This is a genomic window from uncultured Jatrophihabitans sp., assembly GCF_964244045.1.
Classification (GTDB): Bacteria; Actinomycetota; Actinomycetes; order Mycobacteriales; family Jatrophihabitantaceae; genus Jatrophihabitans.
The window spans coordinates 319,969-343,497 of the sequence record NZ_CAXTHK010000001.1 but is presented as its reverse complement, the minus strand read 5'-3'; the positions used below and the strand labels follow the sequence as shown (position 1 = coordinate 343,497).

25 protein-coding genes and 3 pseudogenes are annotated in these 23,529 nt (G+C 66.2%); 19 read left to right on the top strand and 9 right to left on the bottom strand.

What is annotated here, in order from left to right:
- Positions 1-49: 49 nt before the first annotated feature.
- The 14 genes from rplN to ACFFC4_RS01645 all read left to right on the top strand — a co-directional run bounded on the left by rplN (position 50) and on the right by ACFFC4_RS01645 (position 9,033).
- The gene (gene rplN, locus ACFFC4_RS01710) at positions 50-418 is read left to right on the top strand and encodes a 50S ribosomal protein L14 (RefSeq protein WP_375497128.1); all 369 of its coding nucleotides are present in this window, start codon (positions 50-52) and stop codon (positions 416-418) included.
- A 1-nt stretch (position 419) separates the two neighbouring features.
- The gene (rplX, locus tag ACFFC4_RS01705; RefSeq protein WP_375497126.1) at positions 420-740 is read left to right on the top strand and encodes a 50S ribosomal protein L24; all 321 of its coding nucleotides are present in this window, start codon (positions 420-422) and stop codon (positions 738-740) included.
- The gene (gene rplE / locus ACFFC4_RS01700) at positions 737-1,312 is read left to right on the top strand and encodes a 50S ribosomal protein L5 (RefSeq protein ID WP_375497124.1); all 576 of its coding nucleotides are present in this window, start codon (positions 737-739) and stop codon (positions 1,310-1,312) included. The genes rplX and rplE overlap by 4 nt, the downstream gene beginning before the upstream one ends.
- Positions 1,312-1,497, top strand: coding sequence for a type Z 30S ribosomal protein S14 (locus ACFFC4_RS01695; protein WP_375497122.1), 186 nt, complete (start codon positions 1,312-1,314; stop codon positions 1,495-1,497). Before rplE ends, ACFFC4_RS01695 begins: the two co-directional genes overlap by 1 nt.
- Positions 1,498-1,549: 52 nt before the next feature.
- The gene (gene rpsH / locus ACFFC4_RS01690; RefSeq protein WP_375497120.1) at positions 1,550-1,957 is read left to right on the top strand and encodes a 30S ribosomal protein S8; all 408 of its coding nucleotides are present in this window, start codon (positions 1,550-1,552) and stop codon (positions 1,955-1,957) included.
- 12 nt (positions 1,958-1,969) lie between these two features.
- The gene (gene rplF, locus ACFFC4_RS01685) at positions 1,970-2,509 is read left to right on the top strand and encodes a 50S ribosomal protein L6 (protein WP_375497118.1); all 540 of its coding nucleotides are present in this window, start codon (positions 1,970-1,972) and stop codon (positions 2,507-2,509) included.
- Positions 2,509-2,898 carry a 50S ribosomal protein L18 gene (gene rplR / locus ACFFC4_RS01680; protein WP_375497116.1) on the top strand — a complete coding sequence of 130 codons (390 nt, stop codon included), beginning with the start codon at positions 2,509-2,511 and terminating at the stop codon, positions 2,896-2,898. Before rplF ends, rplR begins: the two co-directional genes overlap by 1 nt.
- A 1-nt stretch (position 2,899) precedes the next feature.
- Entirely contained in the window at positions 2,900-3,547 is a 648-nt protein-coding gene (gene rpsE / locus ACFFC4_RS01675; protein ID WP_375497114.1) for a 30S ribosomal protein S5, read from the top strand.
- A gap of 3 nt (positions 3,548-3,550) precedes the next feature.
- Positions 3,551-3,733, top strand: a complete 183-nt coding sequence (gene rpmD, locus ACFFC4_RS01670; protein ID WP_375497112.1) for a 50S ribosomal protein L30 — start codon at positions 3,551-3,553, stop codon at positions 3,731-3,733.
- 1 nt (position 3,734) lies between these two features.
- Positions 3,735-4,175, top strand: coding sequence for a 50S ribosomal protein L15 (rplO, locus tag ACFFC4_RS01665; protein ID WP_375497110.1), 441 nt, complete (start codon positions 3,735-3,737; stop codon positions 4,173-4,175).
- A 165-nt stretch (positions 4,176-4,340) separates the two neighbouring features.
- Positions 4,341-5,660, top strand: coding sequence for a preprotein translocase subunit SecY (secY, locus tag ACFFC4_RS01660; protein WP_375497108.1), 1,320 nt, complete (start codon positions 4,341-4,343; stop codon positions 5,658-5,660).
- Complete coding sequence (locus ACFFC4_RS01655; RefSeq protein ID WP_375497106.1) at positions 5,657-6,310, top strand: adenylate kinase; 654 nt, start codon at positions 5,657-5,659, stop codon at positions 6,308-6,310. The genes secY and ACFFC4_RS01655 overlap by 4 nt, the downstream gene beginning before the upstream one ends.
- Positions 6,311-6,312: 2 nt before the next feature.
- On the top strand, positions 6,313-7,140 hold the full coding sequence (gene map / locus ACFFC4_RS01650) for a type I methionyl aminopeptidase (protein ID WP_375497104.1): 828 nt from the start codon (positions 6,313-6,315) through the stop codon (positions 7,138-7,140).
- A gap of 279 nt (positions 7,141-7,419) precedes the next feature.
- Positions 7,420-9,033 (top strand): S-layer homology domain-containing protein, encoded by a 1,614-nt coding sequence (locus tag ACFFC4_RS01645; protein WP_375497102.1) that lies wholly within the window; start codon positions 7,420-7,422, stop codon positions 9,031-9,033.
- Between the two features lie 215 nt (positions 9,034-9,248).
- Here ACFFC4_RS01645 and ACFFC4_RS01640 read toward each other — a convergent pair.
- Positions 9,249-9,455, bottom strand: a pseudogene (locus ACFFC4_RS01640) (ATP-binding protein); the annotation flags it as partial.
- A gap of 657 nt (positions 9,456-10,112) precedes the next feature.
- Here ACFFC4_RS01640 and istA point away from each other — a divergent pair.
- Together istA and istB are read left to right on the top strand one after the other, a co-directional pair.
- A pseudogene (istA, locus tag ACFFC4_RS01635) lies at positions 10,113-11,615 on the top strand (IS21 family transposase).
- Positions 11,612-12,386, top strand: a pseudogene (gene istB / locus ACFFC4_RS01630) (IS21-like element helper ATPase IstB). Before istA ends, istB begins: the two co-directional pseudogenes overlap by 4 nt.
- 568 nt (positions 12,387-12,954) lie before the next feature.
- Here istB and ACFFC4_RS01625 read toward each other — a convergent pair.
- On the bottom strand, positions 12,955-14,331 hold the full coding sequence (locus tag ACFFC4_RS01625; RefSeq protein WP_375497100.1) for a choice-of-anchor L domain-containing protein: 1,377 nt from the start codon (positions 14,329-14,331) through the stop codon (positions 12,955-12,957).
- A 555-nt stretch (positions 14,332-14,886) separates the two neighbouring features.
- On the opposite strand from ACFFC4_RS01625, the gene ACFFC4_RS01620 reads away from it, so the two are divergent.
- From ACFFC4_RS01620 to ACFFC4_RS01610, 3 genes are all read left to right on the top strand, one after another.
- Positions 14,887-16,401: an S-layer homology domain-containing protein gene (locus ACFFC4_RS01620; protein ID WP_375497098.1), complete on the top strand. Its 1,515-nt coding sequence runs from the start codon at positions 14,887-14,889 to the stop codon at positions 16,399-16,401.
- Between the two features lie 73 nt (positions 16,402-16,474).
- Positions 16,475-17,533, top strand: a complete 1,059-nt coding sequence (locus ACFFC4_RS01615) for a polysaccharide pyruvyl transferase family protein (RefSeq protein WP_375497096.1) — start codon at positions 16,475-16,477, stop codon at positions 17,531-17,533.
- Positions 17,530-18,426, top strand: a complete 897-nt coding sequence (locus ACFFC4_RS01610; protein WP_375497094.1) for a glycosyltransferase family 2 protein — start codon at positions 17,530-17,532, stop codon at positions 18,424-18,426. Before ACFFC4_RS01615 ends, ACFFC4_RS01610 begins: the two co-directional genes overlap by 4 nt.
- Before the next feature lie 519 nt (positions 18,427-18,945).
- Here the strand turns inward: ACFFC4_RS01610 and ACFFC4_RS01605 are convergent.
- The 7 genes from ACFFC4_RS01605 to ACFFC4_RS01575 all read right to left on the bottom strand — a co-directional run bounded on the left by ACFFC4_RS01605 (position 18,946) and on the right by ACFFC4_RS01575 (position 23,515).
- Complete coding sequence (locus ACFFC4_RS01605) at positions 18,946-19,353, bottom strand: hypothetical protein (RefSeq protein WP_375497092.1); 408 nt, start codon at positions 19,351-19,353, stop codon at positions 18,946-18,948.
- Between the two features lie 230 nt (positions 19,354-19,583).
- Entirely contained in the window at positions 19,584-19,757 is a 174-nt protein-coding gene (locus ACFFC4_RS01600; protein WP_375497090.1) for a hypothetical protein, read from the bottom strand.
- 17 nt (positions 19,758-19,774) lie between these two features.
- Positions 19,775-20,329 (bottom strand): HipA domain-containing protein, encoded by a 555-nt coding sequence (locus tag ACFFC4_RS01595; protein WP_375497088.1) that lies wholly within the window; start codon positions 20,327-20,329, stop codon positions 19,775-19,777.
- Complete coding sequence (locus tag ACFFC4_RS01590; protein WP_375497086.1) at positions 20,302-20,637, bottom strand: helix-turn-helix domain-containing protein; 336 nt, start codon at positions 20,635-20,637, stop codon at positions 20,302-20,304. Before ACFFC4_RS01590 ends, ACFFC4_RS01595 begins: the two co-directional genes overlap by 28 nt.
- Positions 20,638-20,931: 294 nt before the next feature.
- Entirely contained in the window at positions 20,932-21,189 is a 258-nt protein-coding gene (locus ACFFC4_RS01585; protein WP_375497084.1) for a type II toxin-antitoxin system RelE/ParE family toxin, read from the bottom strand.
- A complete protein-coding gene (locus tag ACFFC4_RS01580; RefSeq protein ID WP_375497082.1) occupies positions 21,186-21,455 on the bottom strand; it encodes a type II toxin-antitoxin system Phd/YefM family antitoxin in 270 nt (89 codons plus the stop codon). The genes ACFFC4_RS01585 and ACFFC4_RS01580 overlap by 4 nt, the downstream gene beginning before the upstream one ends.
- A 113-nt stretch (positions 21,456-21,568) precedes the next feature.
- Positions 21,569-23,515: a methyltransferase domain-containing protein gene (locus ACFFC4_RS01575; protein WP_375497080.1), complete on the bottom strand. Its 1,947-nt coding sequence runs from the start codon at positions 23,513-23,515 to the stop codon at positions 21,569-21,571.
- Between the last annotated feature and the right edge of the window lie 14 nt (positions 23,516-23,529).

The following is a 23,529-nucleotide window of genomic DNA, read 5'->3' as shown; positions in this document are numbered from 1 at the left end:
AGGAACCACGCCGGATCTCGGCACAGGCCACCACGTTCAGGAGTAAGCAGTGATTCAGCAGGAGTCGCGACTTCGAGTCGCCGACAACACCGGGGCAAAGGAAATCTTGTGCATCCGGGTGATGGGCGGCTCCGGGCGTCGCTATGCCGGGATCGGCGACGTCATCGTCGCCACCGTCAAGGACGCGCTGCCCGCCGCCGGAGTAAAGAAGGGTGACGTCGTCAAGGCCGTCATCGTGCGCACCGTCAAGGAGCGCCGGCGTCCCGACGGCAGCTACATCCGCTTCGACGAGAACGCGGCCGTGCTGATCAAGGCCGACGGCGAGCCGCGCGGCACCCGCATCTTCGGCCCGGTGGGCCGCGAGCTGCGCGACAAGCGATTCATGAAGATCATCTCGTTGGCACCGGAGGTGCTCTGACATGAAGGTGAAGAAGGGCGACGAGGTCGTCGTCATCGCAGGCAAGGACCGCGGCGTCAAGGGCAAGGTCATCGCGGCCAACCCTGAGACGAACAAGGTCGTCGTCGAGGGCGTCAACCGGGTCACGAAGCACACCGCCGTCTCGGCCAGCAATCGCGGCGCGAAGACCGGCGGCATCGAGCACATCGAGGCGCCGATCAGCGCCAGCAACGTCATGGTGATCGACGGCGAGGGCAACGGCACACGCATCGGCTACCGGCGTGACAAGGAGACCGGCCGCAACATCCGCGTGTCGCGCCGGTCCGGGAAGGACCTGTCATGAGCGCGACCACCGAGAGCCCGGCGACGACGCCGCGGCTGAAGGCGCGCTACCGCGCAGAGATCGTGCCGGCGCTGACCGAGCAGTTCTCGTTCGCCAACCCGATGCAGGTGCCGGGGTTGACGAAGATCGTCGTCAACATGGGTGTCGGCCAGGCGGCCAAGGACTCCAAGTTGATGGACGGCGCGGTCCGCGACCTCACGCTGATCACCGGCCAGAAGCCGCTCGTCCAGCGGGCGCGCGTGTCCATTGCGCAGTTCAAGCTGCGCGAGGGCATGCCGATCGGCGCGAAGGTCACCCTGCGCGGCGACCGGATGTGGGAGTTCCTCGACCGGCTGCTGTCGCTCGCGTTGCCTCGTATCCGTGACTTCCGCGGGCTGTCGGACCGCCAGTTCGACGGCAACGGCAACTACACCTTCGGTCTGACCGAGCAGTCGATGTTCCACGAGATCGACCCCGACTCGATCGACCGTCCGCGTGGCATGGACATCACGCTCGTCACCACTGCGGCGAGCGACGAGGAAGGTCGCGCGCTGCTCCGGGCGCTGGGCTTTCCCTTTAGGGAGAACAGCTAATGGCTAAGACCGCTCTGAAGATGAAGGCCGCCGGCAAGCCGAAGTTCAAGGTGCGCGGCTACACCCGCTGCCAGCGCTGCGGCCGTTCGCAGGCCGTGTACCGCAAGTTCGGCCTGTGCCGGATCTGCTTCCGCGAGATGGCGCACGCGGGCGAGCTGCCCGGCGTCACCAAGTCCTCCTGGTAATCACCCTTCACGGCAGGCCCTGCGGGGAACCGCCGCGAGAAAGAAGATCAATATGACGATGACAGACCCGATTGCGGACATGCTGACGCGCGTCCGTAATGCCAACACCGCCTTCCACGACACCGTGGTGATGCCGCACTCCAAGCTCAAGGGCCACATTGCCGAGATCCTGAAGCAGGAGGGTTACATCGCCGGCTTCAAGATCGCCGATGCGCCCGAGGGCCAGGTCGGCCGCGTGCTCACCCTCGAGCTGAAGTACGGCCCGAACCGCGAGCGCAGCATCGCCGGCGTCCGTCGCGTGTCCAAGCCCGGCCTGCGTGTCTACGCGAAGTCGACCGGCCTGCCCCGCGTGCTGGGTGGCCTCGGCATTGCGATCATCTCGAGCTCGAACGGTCTGCTCACCGACCGTCAGGCCGCCAAGCGTGGAGTAGGCGGGGAAGTCCTCGCCTACGTCTGGTAGGAGGACGCCGACATGAGTCGAATTGGAAAGATTCCAGTTACCGTGCCATCGGGCGTCGACGTCTCGATCGACGGCCAGACGGTCACCGTCAAGGGCCCGAAGGGCACCCTGTCGCACCGCGTCGCCGAGCCGATCACCGTGGCTACCGACAGCGGCACCATCGAGGTCCAGCGCCCCGACGACGAGCGCGAGTCCAAGGCGCTGCACGGTCTGTCCCGCACCCTGATCGCCAACATGGTCACCGGCGTCACCGACGGTTACGTCAAGCGTCTCGAGATCGTGGGCACCGGTTACCGCGTCACGGCCGAAGGCAAGGACCTCGTGTTCGCCCTCGGTTTCTCGCACCCGGTGCCGATCAAGGCGCCTGAGGGCATCACATTCACCGTCGAGGCCCCGACCCGGTTCTCGGTCGCGGGCATCGACAAGCAGCAGGTCGGCGAGGTCGCCGCCAAGATCCGCAAGCTGCGCAAGCCCGACCCGTACAAGGGCAAGGGCGTGCGTTACGCAGGCGAGGTCATTCGTCGCAAGGCCGGTAAGGCAGGTAAGAAGTAATGGGCGCATCAACGATCGCCAAGCAGGCTCGTCGTTCGGCCGGTGTGTCGGCCGCGCGTCGAGTCGCTAAGTCACGGCGGCACTTCCGGCTACGCAAGAAGGTTGCCGGTTCGGCCGAGCGTCCGCGCCTGGTCGTCACCCGCAGCTCACGGCATCTGTTCGTCCAGGTCGTCGATGACCTGCAGGGCAAGACGCTCGCCTCGGCCTCGACGTACAAACTCACCGACGGCGACAAGACGGCCCAGGCCGCGGCGCTGGGCACGCAGCTCGCCGAGGCGGCCAAAGCCGCCGGTGTCACCAAGGTCGTCTTCGACCGTGGTGGCAACACGTACACCGGCCGGGTCGCGGCGTTCGCCGACGCAGCCCGCGCCGCAGGATTGGAGTTCTGACATGCCTGGACCGCAGCGGGGCGCCCGCACGGGCGGCAACGAGCAGGGCGGCGGCGCAAGCCGCGACGGACGCAGTGACAACCGTGGCGGTCGCGACCGTCGCGACGGCGGCGGTGGCCGTGGCCAGGCCGAGAAGAGCACGCTGCTCGAGCGCGTCGTCACCATCAACCGCGTCGCCAAGGTCGTCAAGGGCGGTCGGCGCTTCAGCTTCACCGCGCTGGTGATCGTCGGCGACGGTGCCGGCACGGTCGGCGTCGGCTACGGCAAGGCGAAGGAGGTTCCGGCCGCGATCGCCAAGGGCGTCGAGGAGGCCAAGAAGAACTTCTTCAAGGTGCCGCTCATCGCCGCGACCATCCCGCACCCGGTGCAGGGTGAGAAGGCGGCCGGCGTCGTACTGCTGAAGCCGGCCAGCCCCGGTACCGGTGTCATCGCCGGTGGACCGGTGCGCGCTGTGCTCGAGTGCGCCGGCGTCCACGACGTGCTGTCCAAGTCGCTGGGCTCCGACAACCCGATCAACATCGTGCACGCCACGGTCGCGGCCCTGAAGGCTCTCGTCCGCCCGGAGGAGGTGGCGGCCCGTCGCGGCCTGCCGCTCGAGGACGTGGCTCCGGCCGGTCTGCTCCGCGCACGTGCCGGGCAGGGGGTCTGACCCATGTCCCGCCTGAAGATCACCCAGACGAAGTCGGGGATCGGCTACAAGAAGAACCAGCGCGAGACGCTGCGCTCGCTCGGGTTGAAGCGCATGCACGACACCGTTGTGCAGGAAGACCGCCCGGAGATCCGCGGAATGGTCAACACGATTCCCCATCTCCTGACAGTCGAGGAAGTGGACTGACATGACGCTCAAAGTTCATCACCTGAAGCCGGCCGCCGGCGCGCACACCAAGAAGACCCGGGTGGGTCGCGGCGAGGCGTCGAAGGGCAAGACAGCCGGACGTGGCACCAAGGGCAGCAAGGCGCGCAACAACGTGTCGGCCGGGTTCGAGGGTGGCCAGATGCCGCTGCACATGCGGCTGCCGAAACTCAGGGGCTTCACCAACCGCAACAAGGTGGCGTACCAGGTCGTCAACCTGACGCAGCTGGCCAAGCTGTTCCCGCAGGGCGGCACAGTCGGTGTCACTGAACTGGTGGGGGCAGGCGCCGTCCGCAAGGGCGAACCGGTCAAGGTGCTCGGCAACGGCGAGCTCACCGCAAAGCTGGACATCACCGCCGACGCCTTCTCCGACAGCGCAGCTCAGAAGATCACGGCGGCCGGCGGATCGGTCACGCAGCTCTAGAACCATCTCGCGCACCGGGCTTTCGATGCGCACGGTTTCCCGGCCACAACCTGGGACCGTGTCGCGAGCCCGGTGCGCGGATGCATAGAGTGGCCCGGTGCGCCCCACCCGGCGCTCACGACACTCGGTAAGAATCCCCCGTTTCAGACAGCAGCAGGAGGCCACGTGCTCAGCGCGTTCGCATCGGCGTTTCGGACGCCCGACCTGCGAAAGAAGCTGCTCTTCACGCTTGCCATCATCGCGCTGTATCGCCTCGGGGCTTCGATCCCGACGCCGAACGCCGACATCGGCTCGATCAACAGCTGCCTTGCCGGCGCCTCGCAGAACAGCAAGAACGTCTACTCGCTCATCAACCTTTTCAGCGGCGGCGCTCTGCTCAAGCTGTCCGTGTTCGCGCTCGGCATCCTGCCCTACATCACGGCCAGCATCATCATCCAGCTGCTCGTCGTGGTGATCCCGCGCTTCGAGCAGTTGAAGAAGGAAGGGCAGGGCGGCCAGCAGAAGCTGACTCAGTACAGCCGGTACCTCACCATCGGCCTCGCCATCCTGCAGTCCACCGGGTTCGTCGCGCTCGCGCGCTCGGGCCAGTTGTTCCAGGGTTCGTCGGCGGACTGCCAGAGCATCCTGTACCACCAGGACATCCGCACCCTGGCCACGATGGTCATCTGCATGACGGCCGGCACCAGCGTCATCATGTGGCTCGGCGAGCTGATCACCGACCGCGGCGTCGGCAACGGCATGAGCGTGCTGATGTTCACCTCGATCGCGGCTCGAATCCCGAGCGAGGGCCACGTCATCCTGCAGAACGCAGGTGCCTTCGTCTTCACCCTGATCGTGCTGCTGGGCCTGGCCATCATCGTGGCCGTGGTGTTCGTCGAACAGGCGCAGCGGCGGATCCCGGTCCAGTATGCGAAGCGCATGGTCGGCAGGCGCCAGTACGGCGGCACGTCCACCTACCTGCCGCTGAAGGTGAACCAGGCCGGCGTCATCCCGGTCATCTTCGCCTCCTCGCTGCTCTACATCCCGCAGCTGATTAGTCAATTGACCGGCAACAACGCCGGCACCAGCGCGTTCCAGCGTTTCGTCAACTCCTACCTGATCAACCAGCAGTCCGCGGTCTACCTGACGATCTACTTCCTGCTGATCATCTTCTTCGCGTACTTCTACGTCGGCATCACCTTCGACCCGGTCGAGCGCGCCGACGACATGAAGAAGTACGGCGGCTTCATCCCTGGCATCCGGCCCGGTCGCCCGACGGCTGAGTACCTGCAGTTCGTACTGTCGCGCATCACCCTGCCCGGTTCGATCTACCTGGGCATCGTGGCCGTGCTGCCGAACTTCTTCTTCAGCCTGACGAGCGGCAACAACCAGAACTTCCCGTTCGGTGGTACCGCCGTGCTGATCATGGTGGGCGTGGGTCTCGACACCGTGAAGCAGATCGAGAGCCAGCTCATGCAGCGCAATTACGAGGGCTTCCTCCGTTGAGGCTGGTGCTCGTGGGCCCGCCGGGAGCCGGCAAGGGAACGCAGGCTGAGTTCATCGCCGAGCACTTCGGCATTCCCAAGATCTCCACCGGTGACATCTTCCGTGCCAACGTGTCAGGCGGTACCGATCTCGGCCGCCTGGCCAAGAAGTACATGGATGCCGGTGACCTCGTGCCCGACGAGGTAACGAACGCCATGGTGCGTGACAGGTTGGCGCAGCCCGATGCGGTTGACGGGTTCCTGCTTGACGGGTTCCCGCGCAACGTCGGTCAGGCCAATGAGTTGCAGGGCATCCTGGACGAGCTGGGCGCGCCGCTGTCGGTGGTGCTCGACCTCGAGGTGGACTTCGAGGAGGTCGTGAAGCGGCTCTCGGGCCGGCGCACCTGTAAGAAGTGCGGTCACGTGTGGCACCTCGAGTACGACGCCCCCTCGGCGGCCGGCATCTGTGACCGGTGCGGCGGCGAGCTGTACCAGCGCGACGACGACCTCCCGGACACGGTCCGGCACCGCCTTGACGTGTACGCCGCCCAGACTGCACCGCTGATCGATTTTTATCGCAACGTGGGCCAGCTCGTCTCGATCGACGCCCTGGGTGCGGTAGAGGACGTCACCGAGCGGGCCATCGCCGAACTCACCCCCTTCGCGGACTGACCATGCGCGGCGTTCCGGAGCGCATCCAGCTCAAGACCGAGGAGCAGATCGCGCTGATGCGCGAGGCGGGTCTGGTCGTGGCCCGTGCGCTGGCGCAGATGCGTGCGGCGGCGGCGCCGGGTGTCTCGACCCTGGATCTCGACGCCGTGGCCCGTGACGTGCTGCGTGAGGCCGGGGCCACCCCATCGTTCCTGAACTATCACGGGTTCCCGGCTGTCATCTGCGCCTCCGTGAACGAACGTGTCGTTCATGGCATCCCGTCAGCCAGCGAGAAGCTATCCGACGGCGACCTGATCTCCATCGACTTCGGCGCCATCATCGAGGGCTGGCACGGCGACTCCGCCATCTCGGTGCCGATCGGCGAGGTCGCCCCCGAGGTCGCGGAGCTCTCGCGGGTGTGCGAAGCCTCGATGTGGGACGGAATCGCAGCCGTCCGCGACGGCGGCCGGCTCACTGATATCTCCCACGCGGTGGAATCGTCGATCCGATCTGCGGGTCGCTACGGAATCGTCGCCGGCTACGGCGGCCACGGCATCGGCAGCGAGATGCACATGGCCCCGCACATCCTCAACTACGGCAAGGCCGGCAAGGGCCCGCGGCTGACCCCCGGCATGGCGCTGGCCATCGAGCCGATGGTGACGCTGGGAACCCGCGCCACCGAGGAACTCGACGACGGCTGGACCGTCGTCACCACCGACGGCTCGTGGGCCGCCCACTGGGAACACACCGTCGCCCTGCTCGAGGACGGGCCGTGGGTGCTTACTGCTGAGGACGGCGGGCGTCAGGAATTGACGAAACGCGGCGTAGAGCTGTCGGTGCAGGCGGGCTGATCGGCCCGTTGGACGCGTCCGATTCGTCCGGTTTCGAAGCGCGCGCCAGCGTGTTACTTCGTTTCGAAAAGGTCACAGAAAGCGGTTTCGGGAGGCACGGAGGCCCGTGTTTCCGGGCGGTTCCTCAATGTCGATCGATTGGTAGTCGATCTTGCCCGATTTTCGGCGGATGCGAGTTCACATCTGACCCATGCATACCGTAGAGTCCTGGCAGCAGCGGGGAGGTACCCGGCTCGCACCTCTTGTTCGCCCGGCCCCTGGCTCGGGGAAAGGAAAAGCATGACTGAGAAAGAATCCACGAGCGGGGGCGCTCTGTGGCGCAAGCGGGCGGTCGCAACCGTCGGCGTTGCTGCCGCAGTTGCCGCCGGTAGCGTGGCCCTGGCTTCGTCGGCCAGCGCCGCGACGCTCCCCACGTTGAGCCTCACCGCGCCGACGCAGGTCTATAACGGTGGCGCCAACCCAGGCGCTCAGCCGCTCGTCATCACTGCGTCGAACACCTCGTCACCAGCCGCAACCGGCACGCTGTCGATCAGCGTTGGCGGCGTTCCCGCCGGCGTGCTGTGCGGCAACATCAGCTTCACTTCGGGCGCCAGCGTGCAGCCTGTGCAGGGCCAGACTCCGGCTAACACGACGCCAGGGACGAGTCCGACGCTCGCTACTGCGACGCCAACACAGGCTGGCGGCACTTGCGTCTTTACTGCGACCACCAACTCGACGGTCCCAACGAACCTCGACAATCCGTCGACGTTCAGCTACCAGGAGGTCGTGACGACGACTGGTGGTTCGACTTCCGTTGGGAACCTGACTGAGACGGCCACGTTCCGCAACACGGCTACCAACGGCAACTTCACCCAGGTGAGCAGCAACACGGTTACCACAGCGCTCGCTGGCGCGAAGGCGCCGACCGTTGCTACAGCGCCGCCGAACGCGACGATCTACAAGGCGTACAACACCCAGGTGATTAACCCGGGTCTTCCGCTCGGAACTGTCACGGTCACGAACAGCGCTGCAGTCACTGCAGGCGACCCGAACGCAACGCCGCCCGTGGCCCCGAACCCGAACGGCACAGTCGGTGCCACTACCTGCCCGCCTGGCCAGGTCGGCGCAGGCACGGCCGAGTGCTACATCCTGAACGACGGTCTGACCTTCAACGCGATCACAGGATTCGTTTTCCGTGACACGACGACCGCGTTCCAGCCTGACCGCACGCCGCCCACAATCACGATTACCGAGGCAAATGGGACGGGTACTGCCACCGCCACCTTCAGCATCGCGGTGTTGTTCTCGGATGTCCCTGCTCTCGGACAGTTCTCCCAGGCCATCTACCGTCTCGGCAACGTGGGTATCATCGGCGGCTTTGCGGACGGAACGTTCCGCCCGGCTGCTCCGGTCAGCCGCCAGGCTTTCGCCCACTTCCTGTACACGGGGATTCTTCAGACCGGCGCCGGGGCCACGAATAGGACTGACGGAGCATGTGACACGATCAGCCCGTCGGCGTTCAAGGACGTGGAGACCAACTCCCAGTTCTGCCAGTCAATCCAGTTCCTGGAGAGCAACAACATCATCAATGGTTACTCTGACGGGACGTTCAAGCCCGGTGCTTCGATCAGCCGTCAGGCGATTGCCGCAATGATCTTCCGTTATTACAACTTCGTTGTAACTGGTCAGGTCCGGACTGGAACTGGCGCCGACGCGGTTTGCACCTCGCCGACTGGCTTCAACGATGTGACCACGTCGAACCCATTCTGCGGTGACATCCAGTTCTTGGTTCAGCAGGGCTTTGCTAAGGGCTTCACGGATGGCGGCTTCCACCCGGCTGGTATCGCTTCCCGTCAGGCTGTTGCTCAGATCGTGTTCAACGCCGACACCAAGGCCGGGGTTTTCCCCGCCTGAGGTTCGGTTCGCTCGTAACGACTCCACAGGTCGTTCAGTAATCGCAGCGGCGGGCGTCGATCTTCGGATCGGCGCCCGTCGTCGTTTCATGTGCCGCGGACCTGGGCGGAGCCCCGCACAGGTAAGTTGCTAGTGCTGGTTTCGCTGCGGTCGGAACCAGTCGGTTGGCTTCGCGGACTGCCGGCCCGTCCGGCTGGTTCAAGACCGCGTTCGGCCCAGGATTCGAAGGGCCATTGGCTGGCGATGCCGAGTGATCGTCGTTCGTAGGCAGCAGCGATGACGCGGAACAGAAGTTGCGTCCCGGTGTCGTGCGGCGGCCGCGAAGCCGACCTCATCAACGATGATCAACTGGTTGCGGGGCAGACTCCCGATCACATCCCGTTGCTATTGCCTACCGGCCCGCGGTATAGGGTCTCGACTAGTTGATCAAGGACGCGGGTCAGGTCCAGCTCGTCGCGGGTCTTGATCGCCCAAGAACGTGGCTGCCTCTGGGCCGGCGGAGCCCGTCGACGGGATACCGCGCCACTACCGAGGCCTTCGCGTTCACGACGACTCTCCGGCGCCCAAGCGAGCGAGGGCCTAGTCGGCAACGGGTCTGGTTGGCACGTTCGAAGCTCAAGCACCAGCGTCCGCCGGGTTGGCTGGGTCGGGGGGTGTGCCGTCCCGGCACCCAGGATGGAGTGGACGTCTGCGGCGCGCGACCGGTCGGTGTCGACCACGCGGCCCAGTGCGTTGAGGAACGCGTCGTTGCCCGTAGGCGCGTACAGCGCGTTCAGTTCGACTAGCTCCTGCCCCAGACGGGTGTTGACGGCCGCTGTAGCACCGGCAACCTACGCCTTCGCCATCGCCACCGCTCCCAGCGCAGAACGCCTGTCCCGCAAAGTCTGGGTCGCACCGCTCGTCGCGACCCCGACGCTTGTCCGTGGCCATGAAAAAGTCCCCACTGGTGGCCAACTGGCGGCCCCCATTGGTGGCCAGTTGAAAGTCCCCACTCCTCGCGTGTCCTGCCTGGGCTGAGGGGCCCTGCGCGGTGACGGTGCTGGTGCCAACCGAACACCACACCGCGCAGGGGACCTCAATTGAAGAACGCTTGGGGAGAGATGGATGTATTGGCTGCCTACCGTGAGGTCGGCACCATGCGGGGCGCTGCCGAGATGTGCGGCACGACCCACAAGACGGTGAAGCGGATCTTGGTCCGTCACAACCTGCTCGAGTCTGCGGCGACGCCGGCGCCTGAGCGCAAGCAGCGGAGCCGCAACTACGACGGCGTCGAGGACCTGGTCGCCGAGCGGGTGCGCAAGACCGAGGGCAGAATCAGCGCCAAGCGGCTGTTGCCGGAGGCCGGTACTGCGGGGTATGGCGGGTCGGCGCGGAACTTCCGCCGGCTGGTGGCGAGCCAGAAAGCGTTGTGGCGTCGGGGGAATCGCCGCGGCCGCCGACCGGCTGTTTGGACTCCCGGGGACACGCTGGTCATCGATTGGGGCGTCGAGAACGGGCTGCACGTGTTCTGCGCGGTGCTGGCGTGTGGTCGCAGGCGGTTCGTCCGCGTCGCTGACAACGAACGGGCCGAGGCGACGCTGGGCATGCTGGCCCAGTGCTTCGAGGCCCTGGGCGGGGTTCCGGAGATCGTGCTGGCCGACCGGATGGGCTGCCTGAAAGGTGGCGTCGTGGCCAATCTGGTGGTGCCGACGCCGGACTATGTCCGCTTCGCCACGCATTACCGGTTCCGTCCCGACTTCTGTCACGCCCACGACCCGGAGTCAAAAGGGGATCGTGGAGAACCTGGTCGGTTACGCCAAGTACGACCTGATGATCCCGACCGGCGTCACGGCCAACGACGTCGCCGCCGCGAACTTCGAAGCTGCGCGCTGGTGCGGCAGGTCAAAATCGCGGTGCATTCGGAGATCTGCGCGGTCCCGGCCGACCGCCTGGTCGAGGAACGCGCTCTGCTGGGCGAGTTGCCGTCGCTGCGCCCGGGCGGCATCGGGCTGCGGCCGGCCAGCTGCAAGGTCGATATGCTGTCCTGCCGTGCGGTTCGGCTCGGCCCGATACTCGGTCCCGACCCGCCTGGTCGGCGCGAGCGTCCAGGTCGTCATCGTCCGGGTTGAAAACGCCGAACGGGTGCACGTGTTTGACCGGCTCTCCGGTGAAGTGGCGGCCGACCATCGCGTCGTCGAGCCGGGGAGGTCAGCATCCTCAACGAGAGTTACGGCAGCAGCCGGCCGGACAAGCCGACCCGGGCGCCGCGGGCCAAGACCGCGACGGAGAAACGGTTCCTGGCCCTCGGTGAGGTCGCCGAGCAGTACTTGATCGGCGCCGCCGCCGCTGGCGTCAGCAAGCTGGCCACCGAGCTCGAGCAGATCCTGATCCTGCACGACGCCCACGGCCCGACGGCGCTGCTCGCAGCCCTGGCCCGGGCGGTCGAGTTCCAACGCTGGCGCGCCGGCGACGTCCGCTCCATCCTCGCCGCTGGCGGCGCCGCACCGGCTCCCCGAGCCACCGGGCAGGCGCTTGTCATGACCCTGCCGACCGTCCCGACCAGGCCGCTGTCGGACTACGCGATACGCGATGCTGAGCAGTGAGCACCGCGCCGCCGCCGCTCGCAGCCGATCTCAACGACGGGCTGCGCCGGTTGAAAATGGCCGCGATGCGCCGCTAGGCGCCGGAGCTGCTCGTGACAGCCAAGACGCAGCGCTGGTCACCGGAGGAGTTCCCGCGTACCCTGGTTAAGGCAGAAATCACCGCCCGCGACGAGTCCAACGCCCGCACCCGTATGCGGACCGCGGCGCTCCCGTCACTAAACGGCTCCCCGACTTCGACGTCTCCGCCTCCTCGATCCCGCCAGCAACGGTCGACTACCTCGCCAACATGGATGGATCTGGGCCGGCGAAAACGTCTGCCTCATCGGCCCGGCCGGCACCGGCAAGAGCCACATGCTGGTCGCGCTCGGCGTCGCCGCGGTCGAGGCGGGCCACCGGGTTCGGTACTTCACCGCGGCCGAGCTCGTCGAAACGCTCTACCGCGCGCTGGCCGACAACTCGGTCGGACGGGTGATCGAGAACCTGCTCCGCAACGAGCTAATCGTCATCGACGAGCTCGGCTTCGCCCCGCTGGATGACACCGGCACGCAACTGCTTTTCCGCTTCGTCGCCGCCGTCTACGAACGCCGCTCGCTCGGCATCGGCTCGCAATGGACCTTCGAATCCTGGGGCAAGTTTCTGCCGGAACACACCACCGCCGTCAGCCTGCTCGACCGACTCCTGCACCACTGCCACACCATCATCACCAACGGCGACAGCTACCGCATGAAGCAAGCCCGCCAGAACGGAGGCCGCACAACGAAACAGACCTGATCCACCGCGCGGAGTGGGGACTTCTACCTGGCCACCAGCGGGCACCAAGACTTGGCCGTTGACAACGCTCGACCGTGTAGCGGCCCCCCGAAGTGCGCGTCCAGGATCGACTCGTCACCGGGTGCGGCCAGATGGTGTTCGGCGACCACGTCACCCGCGTCGTGGGCCGTGGCCGGCAATAGTCAGCTATGCCCGATCGTTCTTAGCATGGACGTGGTCCTGCTCGCTGATGAAGCGGACGGCACCGATTGGGCCGCCGAGGCGACCTACTTCAGGGGCTAAGACCTACCTCGACCGCACTCGGCGACTCAGTCGCCCGCGAGGGACACCCGCGTGCTGTGTGCGACCGCCACTGGAACCCGGCCGCTCGGTGAGATGCACTCCATGCATCACCACGGCCGATCAGCGATCAAGGCAAGCTGTCGAGCGCGTCGCGGGGTTACGGCGAAGGCGTGCGTTCGCGGTGCCCCGAGAGAAGCTTGCCGTTCGCTTACTCGGTTCCGAAGAGACGGGTGCCGATCCGAAGATCGGCACCCGTCCTGACCTGCCGGCCCGAAGGCCACCCCTCTTAGTGAACAAACCCCGCACGGTAGAGGAACGCTGCGGCGGCCTGCCGCGACACTATCGATTCCGGTTGGAAGGTGTGGTTGTCATATCCGTCAGCAATGCCTTTCGAGACCAACCATTGGATCGCGCCGCAAAACTCGTTCGAAGCTGGCACGTCGGTGAAGGCGGCCTTTGTGCATGAAGGCACCGCCTTGCCGGGGTTGATGAGTCGGTACAAGAACGATGCCATCGCTTGGCGGCTAACACCCGCACTTGGATGAAAGCTGCCGTCGCTGTACCCGGACAGCACGTGCGCTTTGACAAGTCCGCTGATCTGGGGGCAGAACGGATTGGTCTTAGCGACATCTGAGAATGGTGCGCTCGAGCATGAGGCCGCTTCATCGCGGTGTGCGAGGTTGTAAAGGAAGCTTGCTATCGCCTGGCGGGAGACGGTCGCACCAGGGTGGAAGGATCCATCCGGGAAACCGCGGACAACGCCCTGCGCAGAGGTCGTCGCAATTTCTGGGCAGAACGGGTTGGTGCCGTTTACGTCCGAGAACGGGGCACACCCGCCCGCGGTCGGGCCAACAGCGGTGGTAAAGCTTCCGGCTTGCAGCAGGACAGACGTATCGACTGCTGTGTCTTGAGCGTCGGCAACCGCAAGCTTGACGTGGTTTATCACGTTCGGTTGGACTGCGGATACGCAGGTCAAAACTGTGGTCAAACCGTCCAACTGGGTATCGATTGACGGCTGACCAGGGTCGCTGGGGTCGTTATTGCGGTACAGCGAGGGATTGACAGAACCGTTGATGTCGTCGATTGTCACCGGCTGCGGTGGGTTACCAACTGTCCCGCAGTTGACGCCGTTGATGAAGAACCCGAACACATCATTGAAACTGTTGATGAATTCGTTGTACTCGTCGGAACCGAACACATACTTGAACGACACCGAACTTGCGGTCGGGACAAAGTCGAACTGCAGGACTGCAGCGTCGTTGGTGGTATCCGGCGCAATAAGCGCGTTCAAGTCTGGGTCGCCGGGTGTGTCCCACTCGGTCGATATGCCGTCGCTAGTGTTTGGCCCGAGAATGCTGCTGACGTGGTCGCCGTTATTAGAGACCGACCCTGACGACAGCGCGATCCCGGCGGGTATCCCCGTAGCTCCGAGGCCGGAGAACGATCCAGCCGCGTGCGGATCGCCTGTGTACGTAGCGTTCGAAATAGAGATGCCGGACCCGGTCAACTGTTGGGCAAGCTGGGTGGCCGTCACGCCGCTCGCCAAATCCGTGACGGATTGGCCCGGTGATGCCGAAGCGCCGGTTGCGGGCGCCGCCAATGCTGATGCCGTAACAAGGGCGGCGATGGCGCCGCCCGTTATGACACGTTTAATCTGCTTCATGTGATCCCCCGAGTTTCGTCGAACATATATTTGACGTCGCGGCCGTAGCTGTCAATGGGCCGGCCGGCTCGCGCCCTGACGCCGCGTTGCTCCAAGAAGTTATCGTGATCTAGGTCACCGCTGCCGTGCGGACAAGAGAGCCAGACAAAGCGATGTGACAGCACGCCGCTCGCTATCAATCGAACCCGGTCTGTAGCGAGATCCCGTTGGGTAGGTATCGCCTGCCCAACGCTGGGCTCATTGACGACGGTTCAAGTCGGCAGATTGTACAGTCCCCTGCTTCGTGGTAGGCGCGATCTGCACTCTCGCTGCACGACGGTGTCCGGCGCAATCGTCATGACACTTCCAGCGGTACCGGTGGAGAGACGAGGAATGCCACCGCTATGCCGATAAGACCTACCGTTCGCGATTCGCAGCCGCCGACTTGAGTTGATCCGCCCAAGTTCGGTGGTGTCGCCGGGCCACGGCCGAACTCACTAGGTATGGTCGGCTCGCGCCGTTCGTCTTGTGTACTCGGCGTTCACGTAAGAGCACGGCTGAAAGGAAGGAACTACCTTGATCGAATCACCCTCCAGCAAGTGGACGCCTGCGCGTCGGCTCACGATCGCGTCGTGCGCTGCTGTTGGCCTCGTCGCGGTTTCGCTTGTCGCCCCAACCTTGGCGGCGGCGGCCGCTACGCCCACCCTGAATGTCACATTCCCGCAGGTTGTCGGGAATAGCAGCGCCGGCGGCGCCGCCGGTTCCATCGTCATCGGCGCCGGCGACGCCGCAATCACGACGGCCACGGTGGGTTTCACGATCAGCGCCCCCACCGGCACCAGCGCGATCTCGATCAGTGGGTTACCTCAGGGCGATATGGCCTCTGCGTTCACGCCGTCGAACGGCACGTTCAGCGGCACAGTGACCGTTGGAAACGCCATCGCAGCGAACGGCACGTCAGGCTCGATCCCGTTCACGCTCAGCGTGACGGCGCCTGGCGTCACCAGCGGCACCCTGACGTCCAACGAGACGCTGACCGTCAACAGCGCCGCAACACCGTCAGCCAGCGACGGTCCGGACACCTCAACCATTGCAGCAGGGTCATCGGCACCGAAGTTCAATGTGCCCGGCCCCGCCACGGTGCATCAGGCCTATAGCACTACGGTGCTGTCGCCCGGTGCGCCTAAGCCGAGCGTCAAGGTCTACGACAACAAGCCGAACAGCGGTGCGTCAGGTACCACTGCCACCGCCGTGTCGCCGACCACCGCCGCTAATGGCGACAAGTTGTACGCGCTGAACGACAAGCTGGTGTTCAACTCGACCACCGGCACGGTCACCGGCAGCGCCGTCGACCTGGCGAAGACTGACGCGTCGCCGGGCTCGTTCACGATCATCGCCAACAACGGCGTGGGCGGAGCGAGTACCGCCGCACCGGCCACGGCCAGCACCCCGGCGGTGGTGGTGCATGACGTCAGCCAGACCATCACCATCCCGGTGCTGTTTTCGGACGTCGCCGTGAGCAGCCAGTTTGGCAAGGCGATTTACGCGCTCTCGGCCGACGGCATCTTGGGCGGGTACGGCGACGGCACCTTCCGCCCAGGCACGACGGTCACCCGCCAGGCGTTCGTGCACTTCGCCGCGGGCGTGCTGAACAAGGGCGGCTTCACGACGCCGACCGGCGCATGCACCACGGCGAACCCGAGTTCGTTCTCGGACGTCTCGAATAGCTCACCGTTCTGCCAGGACATCAATGCGCTGTCCTCGCTGGGCGTCGTCAACGGCTACTCGAACGGGACCTTCAAGCCGGGCGCGACTGTCAGCCGCCAGGCCGAGGCCGCATTCCTGTACCGCGTGGATGAGAAGTTCCGCGGCGTCGACCCGAAGACGGGCGGCGACGCCCTGTGCACCTCGCCGTCCCCGTTCAAGGACGTCAGCTCGAGCAACACCTTCTGTGGTGACATCGAGTGGGCCAGCAAGAACGGCATCGCCAAGGGTTACTCCGACGGCGGGTTCCACCCTGCCGCTGGGTCGTCACGCCAGGCGAGCGCGCAGTTCATCTACCAGCTCGAGGTTCTCGAGAAGCTGGTCTGATCACCGCTCTACCGCATGACAGCGGGCGCCGGCCTTCGGGTCGGCGCCCGCTGCGCCGTTAGAGTCAGACCCCGTGCTCACTCCCATGCCGCACCAGGACTCGGCACTGCTGGCCGGTCTCGCCGACCGCTTCGACGAACAGCTGGGCACGGCCCTCGCAGGCGCGACCGAGGTGGCGCTGCTGAACTTTCCGAATCACGGCAATCCGGGCGATTCAGCATTGTGGCTGGGGGCGCGAGCCTCGTTGCGTCGGCTTGGGGTGCGGATTTGCTACCGCTGCGCGTGGTGCACCTACAGCCCTGCAGCGCTCGCGGCAGCGCTGCCAGACGGTCCGGTGTTGCTCAACGGCGGCGGAAACTTCGGCGATCTCTACGCCGGACAGCAGGGGCTGCGGGAACGCGTCTTTGCCGAGCTGCATGGTCGGCGCGTCATCCAACTGCCGCAGAGCATCCACTTCCGCGAGCAGCGCAACCTCGACCGCAACCGTCGCCTCGTCGCCGAGCACGGCGACGTCACCCTCATGCTGCGCGACCAGGCCAGCTACGACCTGGCGTCCGAGCAGTTCGACGCTGCCTCGATGCTCGCACCAGACGCTGCGCTGGCGCTGCGTGGACTGCCGCGCCTGTCGGCGGACCCGTCGACCGACGTCCTGTGGCTGCACCGTCGACCCAAGGACCCGGAGTACGTCGACCACGGCACTCTGCCTACTGACCTCAAGGTCCGCGAGATCGAGTGGCTCGGCAAGGTCGAACCCGAATACGTCTGGCCACCCGTCAACCGCGCGGGGCGCGCCGTGAATACCCGCCTGCTCGAGCGGTGCCGCACCGACGAGCGGTGGGCCCGACACGCCTGGCGGCCGCTGGGCGCCACGTTCGTCCCGTACGGCGAGGGGCACGTGCTGCGCGGACTGTCCATCCTCGTCCGCGGGCGGGTACTGGTCACCGACAAGCTGCACGGCCACCTGATGGCCCTGCTCGCCGGCATCCCGCACGTCGTGCTGGACAACTCCTACGGCAAGGTCTCGGGCGCCTACCGCACCTGGACCCATCCCAGCACCCTGACCCACTGGGCCGACTCGGGCGATGAGGCGTTCGACCTGGCGCGCACCCTGCTCGCGGACTCGTCGCCATGAGGCTTGTGCTGACCCTGCTCGTCCGTGACGAGGTCGACGTCGTGGCGGCCATGATCGAACACCACCTCGCAGCCGGCGTCGACTTCATCGTGGCCACTGACAACGGCTCGCAGGACGGCACGGTCGAGGTGCTTGCCGACTACGAAAACGCTGGTGTCCTGCAGCTGCTGCACGAGCCGGAGCAGAACTACGCCCAAGCGCAATGGGTAACCCGGATGGCTCGCCTCGCGGCAGCCGAGCACGGCGCCGACTGGGTCATCAACGCCGACGCCGACGAATTCTGGTGGCCCCGCGACGGGACCAGCCTCACGAACGCGTTGGCCGTACTGCCGGCCCGGTACGGCACGGTGCCGGCGCCGCGGGAGAACCTGGTGGCCGACCCTCACCGCAGCGGCGCTTGGCCGAACCGCCTCGTCGTCCGCGACCTGCTGTCGCTGCACCAGCGCGGTGGTCGCATCGGGAACAAGGTCGCTCACCGGGCCGACCCGGACATCGAGGTGCGTCAGGGTAATCACGAACTGCGCGGTGCGCGGCTCGGCGAGACCTGGCCCGCCCAGCCCATCACCGTGCTGCACGTGCCCGACCGCAGCTACGAGCAGTTCGCACACAAGATCGAGATCGGTGGCCGGAGCCTTGCGGCGAACCCGGACCTGACGTCGACGTTCGGCTGGCACTGGCGTGCGGACCACGACCGGCTGCTCGACGGCACGCTGGAGCGGGCCTGGCGGACGCGGCAACTTACCGCCGATTCGCTGCTGGACGGCCTGCAGCGCGGCCGTCTCGTGCCCGACGAGCGTATTGCACGGCGTCTCGAGGAGCTACGCGACACCGCGCTGCGGCCGGAACAGCTGGCTGCGGTGCTGGACGGGTCGTCAGTCAGGCGGGCCGACTAGCTCGTAACGGGCGGGTCGATCCAGCGCCGCAGACGTCGACTGTTCTCGGCCACACCGTCGACAGTTGAGCGGCCATCGGGACGTCAGCGATCCACTGCTGCTCACTGCACACACATCTGGAGCCCGTCAGGAGCGCGGGTCACGACGTCGGGCACCCATGACGCCGTCTCGTCGCGAAGAACGCCAGCGCATGTATTGCTCAGCCCCGGTCCACCTTCCGAGCCTCAGACCGCTACCTCGACTTCGAAGCAGAGCCGGGCGAAGGCCTTTTGGTGACGAACTTTCCGGTGACAGCTGATCTTGCGGCGGACCTGATGGTCCCGCCACGGCCCGATGAGGACGAGGAAACGCCGACATGTGTTGGCGAGGTTTCAGCAACCGTCTTGGCGGGGTGTGCCGCTGCCTCGGCAATCTTGCTGACCGATGGTGACACGTGCCGGCCCGTGACTGCACTGCGTGCCACAACCATGCGAGCGGCGTCGGTCTGAGCAGGGGTCACGAAGATCTTCTTCTTAGCCATCAGTCGCCACCCCCATCGTCACTACCGTCTGCGTCTGATCGTAGAGGCACAACGCCACCGCCAGTAGGCCCAGCGGTGGCATCAGGCTCGACTCGGACGACCTCGGCATCACCGCCCGCCTCGTCGATCTCCTCAACCGGGTGAATGAGCACGGCATCAAGAGCGGCATCAATGAAGACCTGCTGCTCGGCATCCAGCATCTTGGACTCATCCAGGGCCCGGAGCTGAGCCAGTCCGAGCCTGGCCTGGGCCAAGTCGTCCGACACGGACATCTCAGCGGCCCAGCGCAAGTTCCGCATCGTCTCCTCACGATTCGACCGTGTCTCAAGCTCTTTCGCTCCCACCCGCATCACTCGCTGAGCAATCAACACCCCGACGAATGTCAGCACGGGCGTGCCGATGCTCACGGCAAAGCAGCCCAAGTCGGCACGGTCGTCACGACCGCAACCCTACGGAGCATCGGCGACGACCCAGGGACGGCCAACTCCAGCGCGGGCGGCCGGGTCTGCCTGGGTCATGTGGAGGTTCTGTCGGCGCTCACGCACGAGCAGACCGAGGTCGCGCGCCGTGCTCACGTGCGAGAGGGCCTCGTTGACGCCGATCGACAACTCTGCGGTAGATGATGCCTGCGGCGCGACTAGCTCGTAACGGGCGGGTCGATCCAGCGTCGCAGACGTCGACTGTTCTCGGCCACACCGTCGACCAGTTGAGCGGCCATCGGCACGTCCGCTATCCAGTCCTGCTCGTGGCGCACCACATCGGCAAGCGCGTCAGGGGCACGGGTTAGGACGTCCTGCACCCAAGACGCCATCTCATCGCGATCGACGCCTAGCCGGTCTGCAAATGCCTGCCAGTCCGCACCGGTGATCGAGGCGTTTCGATACTACCGTTGATCGCCATGGCCATTGCCATCGTCCGCAGGTTGAAGCGATCGGGGTACGGGACCACCGACAAGATGTCGTAGAGCGGAGCAAGTCGCACCGAGGTGCCCGAGAGCAGTAGTGAGTAGTTCTTGGCGGGCGCGTCGGGGCCATAGATCACCCAGTTGTAGGCGAGTGCCGGGCAGAAGGTCTCGACAGCACCTCGTGATTGCGTCGGCGGCAGGTGCGTGCGCAGCGTGTCTATGACGTCCGTCGCGCCGGGGCCGCCGTCCTCGCGCTGGTACTTACGAGCGGGGTACACGGCCAGGGCCTGACAAATGTCTTCCTGATGGACGCGCAGCACGGCTCCGTCTTCGGTGACGATGCGGTCGTAGCGCTCCAAGACGATCGCCCGCTCCGCGCCGAACGTCATGACTTCGGAGTGGGCTACTCGCATACCGAGCTGCCCCGCGGCCCGTAGACACAGGTGTTCGTTCAGCTCTTGGTCAGCCAGGTATTCCATCGGTGGTTTGAGGATGTGCTGCTGCGCCGGTCGTGCTCGTGCAGTAACTCATCGAGGTCGACGGCGTCGGAATGGTCGCCAGCTCTGGGTTGGCCCGCTGCCGACAGATCGACCGCCAAACCAAGCTCTGCCAGCAGCGCAAGTAGCTTGCCGAGTTCAGCGCGCGCGTGACCCTTCTCGACGGCGACTACCCAGGGACGGCCAACCCCAGCGCGGGTGGCCAGGTCAGCTTGGCTGAGACGGAGGTCTTGCCGTCGCTGACGCACGAGCAAACCGAGGTCCCGCGCTGTGCTGACGTGCACGAGCACCTCCTGTCGCCGCTCGACGACTCCGAAGCAAATGTAGCCGTTCGCGAACTTTAGCTGTTGTGTAGTCGATCGACAACATCCACCGGCATGTCGCGGGGGAGTCGCACTGTCGGTAGATCGCCCGCGACGATGGACCTCGGCGTCCTGCTGCTCAGGGCGACACGTAGCCGGTCGAACCAGCGCCGAACCCGAAGTCGTTGCGGCTGCCCGTCAGGTCCGCGACAACGAGGGCGGGGGCGAGGACTCCAGGCTTGTGCGCAGCGATTGTCCGAATCTTATCCGGGATCCGTCGGGCTATCGGTAAACGTCGCTTCGTCGATCAATGTGCAGGATCTCGACCCGGTGACCTTCTTCAACAATCGAGTAGAAGATTCGATAATCGCCACGGCGAGCGCAGTGCATGCCAGCCAGGTCTTCCCGCAGCGGTTTTCCCACTCGTGCAGGGTTCTGAGCCAGCGGGCCGAAGATGAACTCAACGCAGGCGGTAGCGATCTTCTCTGGCAGCCGCTGTAAGTCGCGGGCGGTGATCTGAACGTGGAAGGAATCGCTCACCCGATTCCGTAGCGGGCTTTGATCTCGCCGTTGTCGACGAATCGACCCGCCGCGGCGTCGGCCTGGCCCTCCCGAATCGCGTTGAGTGCACCGGGGGTTCCAAGAATGTCTAGGGTCTCTTCGATGGCGGCAAGGTCATCAGCAGCGATCAGAACGGCGGCGGGATGTCCATGCCGAGTAATGGTCACGCGCTCATGCGTACGTTCGACATCAGAGACGTACTCGGACAGGCGATCGCGGGCTTCGCCCAGCGGCACGGCAATCATTGAAAAATTGTAGCCATAAGTGCGGGCACACCTCGTGACGTTCGTGCATGCGAGCGACAGTCCCGGTGCAGGTGGTGGGTTTCGACGTGCCGCGGCGCAGCCTGGGGGCGCCGTCAGCGTCCGCGCGAACGGGACACCACGCGACGGGCCAGCCCGCCACGCGTGGTGCCACGCGGCAGGGCCTGGGCAACAGCACGTCGCAGGCGCCGCGCGACGCGCACCTCGGGCGCAGCAGCGAGGCGACGGCGGGCGCGCTCGGACTTCGCAGCCACGGCTCGGGCCTTCGTCAAAGCGGCTTCCAGCTCTTGCACCCGGCGTCGTTGCTTGCTCAACGCCGCCTCGGCGCGGGTCGCCTGCTGCCAGGCTCGGTCGCCGAGCGGCAGGGATGCGAGCGTGCGCTCCACGTTTCCGCGCAGCCACGCGACGTTGCCGGCCCGCCAGCGCTGCGGGCCGTCGGGTCCGGACGGGATCGCCCGCACCGCGGCGTAGAACTCCAGCTCGTCGGCCATCATCGGCTCGAGCCACGAACCGTCGTTCGGCAGGCCGACATACGTCCCGAGCCTGACCATCAGGTCCCCGACGGTGCGGTCCGGTGCCCAACGCTCGGGCGCGGCGAGGGGCGCGGCCCGGTTCGCGAGGTGATAGACGCCGCGGCGGACCACCTGCTCGCGGGTCACCGGGTAGCCCGTGAACTCGAGGTCGATCGGCCGCAGCCGACCGTCACCGTCGACAACGAGATTGTGCGGGACCAGGTCGATGGCGGCGCCCGGGTCGTCGGCAACCGCGCGATCCACCAGCTCCAGCCAGGCGTCGGCGAATTCGCCGAACGCGTCCGGGCCGCCGCGGGCGATGTACTCAGTGACATCGGTGCCCGGCTCGAACGCGGCGGTCGAGGGCAGCACGCACACCCCGGACGGCGACGGGCCGGCGTCGGCGCTGCGGGGCGCGCGACGGAACTGCACCCGACCGTCGATCGACTCGACGTCGGTGCGCATCTCGAGTTCGTGACGCCGCCCGGCGCTGAAGAACACGCCCAACCGCTCGTCCGGCCAGTTCGACGCGCGACCGTTCTTGGCCGCCAGCACAAGCAACGAGTTGCCGAATTCCAGCTCGAGACCGGCGTCGACGAGCTGGCGCCACACCGCACGCTCGTCACCGATACGCGGCCGGGGCGTACGCCAGTCGGGGCTCGGGAAGTCCGGCACCCGGTGCAGCAGTGAGCGAGCGTCGTCCGGGAACCCGTCCCCGAGGACGGCCCGGGTCATCTTGTAGTCCGGGAAGGCGATCCGGGTGCTGGAGGTGAGCCCGCTGCGCTGCATCAGCTGCTCGAGCTCGCGGCGGGAGAACGTCCGCGCCTGCCCGCCCCGCGGATACCCTTCGAGGCCGTCCCACACCCGGTCGGTGTGATCCTCGGGCGAACCGACGAGGTACTTCACGCCCAGCTTGTTCTCGATGGCCAGGATCAGGACGCCACCGTCGACGAGGCGGGCCGCGACGGCGTCGAGGAAATCTTGGTAGGGACGCAGGTTGGCGGTGCCGTTGCCGACGTACTCCAGCACGCCCACGACGACGATCACGTCGTAGCTCGCCTGGGCCGGCACGTCGTCGAGCTCTCCGACAAGGACCGCCACGCCGGGCAGATCGCGGCAGCGGGCGCTCGCCACCGCCGCGCGCGCGGGCACGGGCTCGAGGGCGTCGACCACCGCGCACTGCTCGCCCAGGTAGCGCGTGATCGCGCCGCAGCCCGCCCCGATCTCGAGGACCCGCGCATCAGCCGGCAGGTCGACGCTGCGGATGACGTTCGCGCGCGCCGGGTCGAGGTGATAGCGCTGTGCCCAGCCCGACGCCGCGCGCACCAGCTCGTCGCTGTCACTGCGTACATCCGTCGCGTCCGAGACGATGCGCAGCACCGCGGCTTCGGCACCGTCGCGGTAACTGGACCCGACGTCGCGCAGCAGGTGGAAGCCGGCTGGGTCGGGGGTGCCCAGTCCGCGCACCGGCGTGGTGGACTGCTCACTCGTCTGGTCCGCGGTCACGCCGAACAGGCTCTCACGGTGCACCGTTAGAGTCTGCC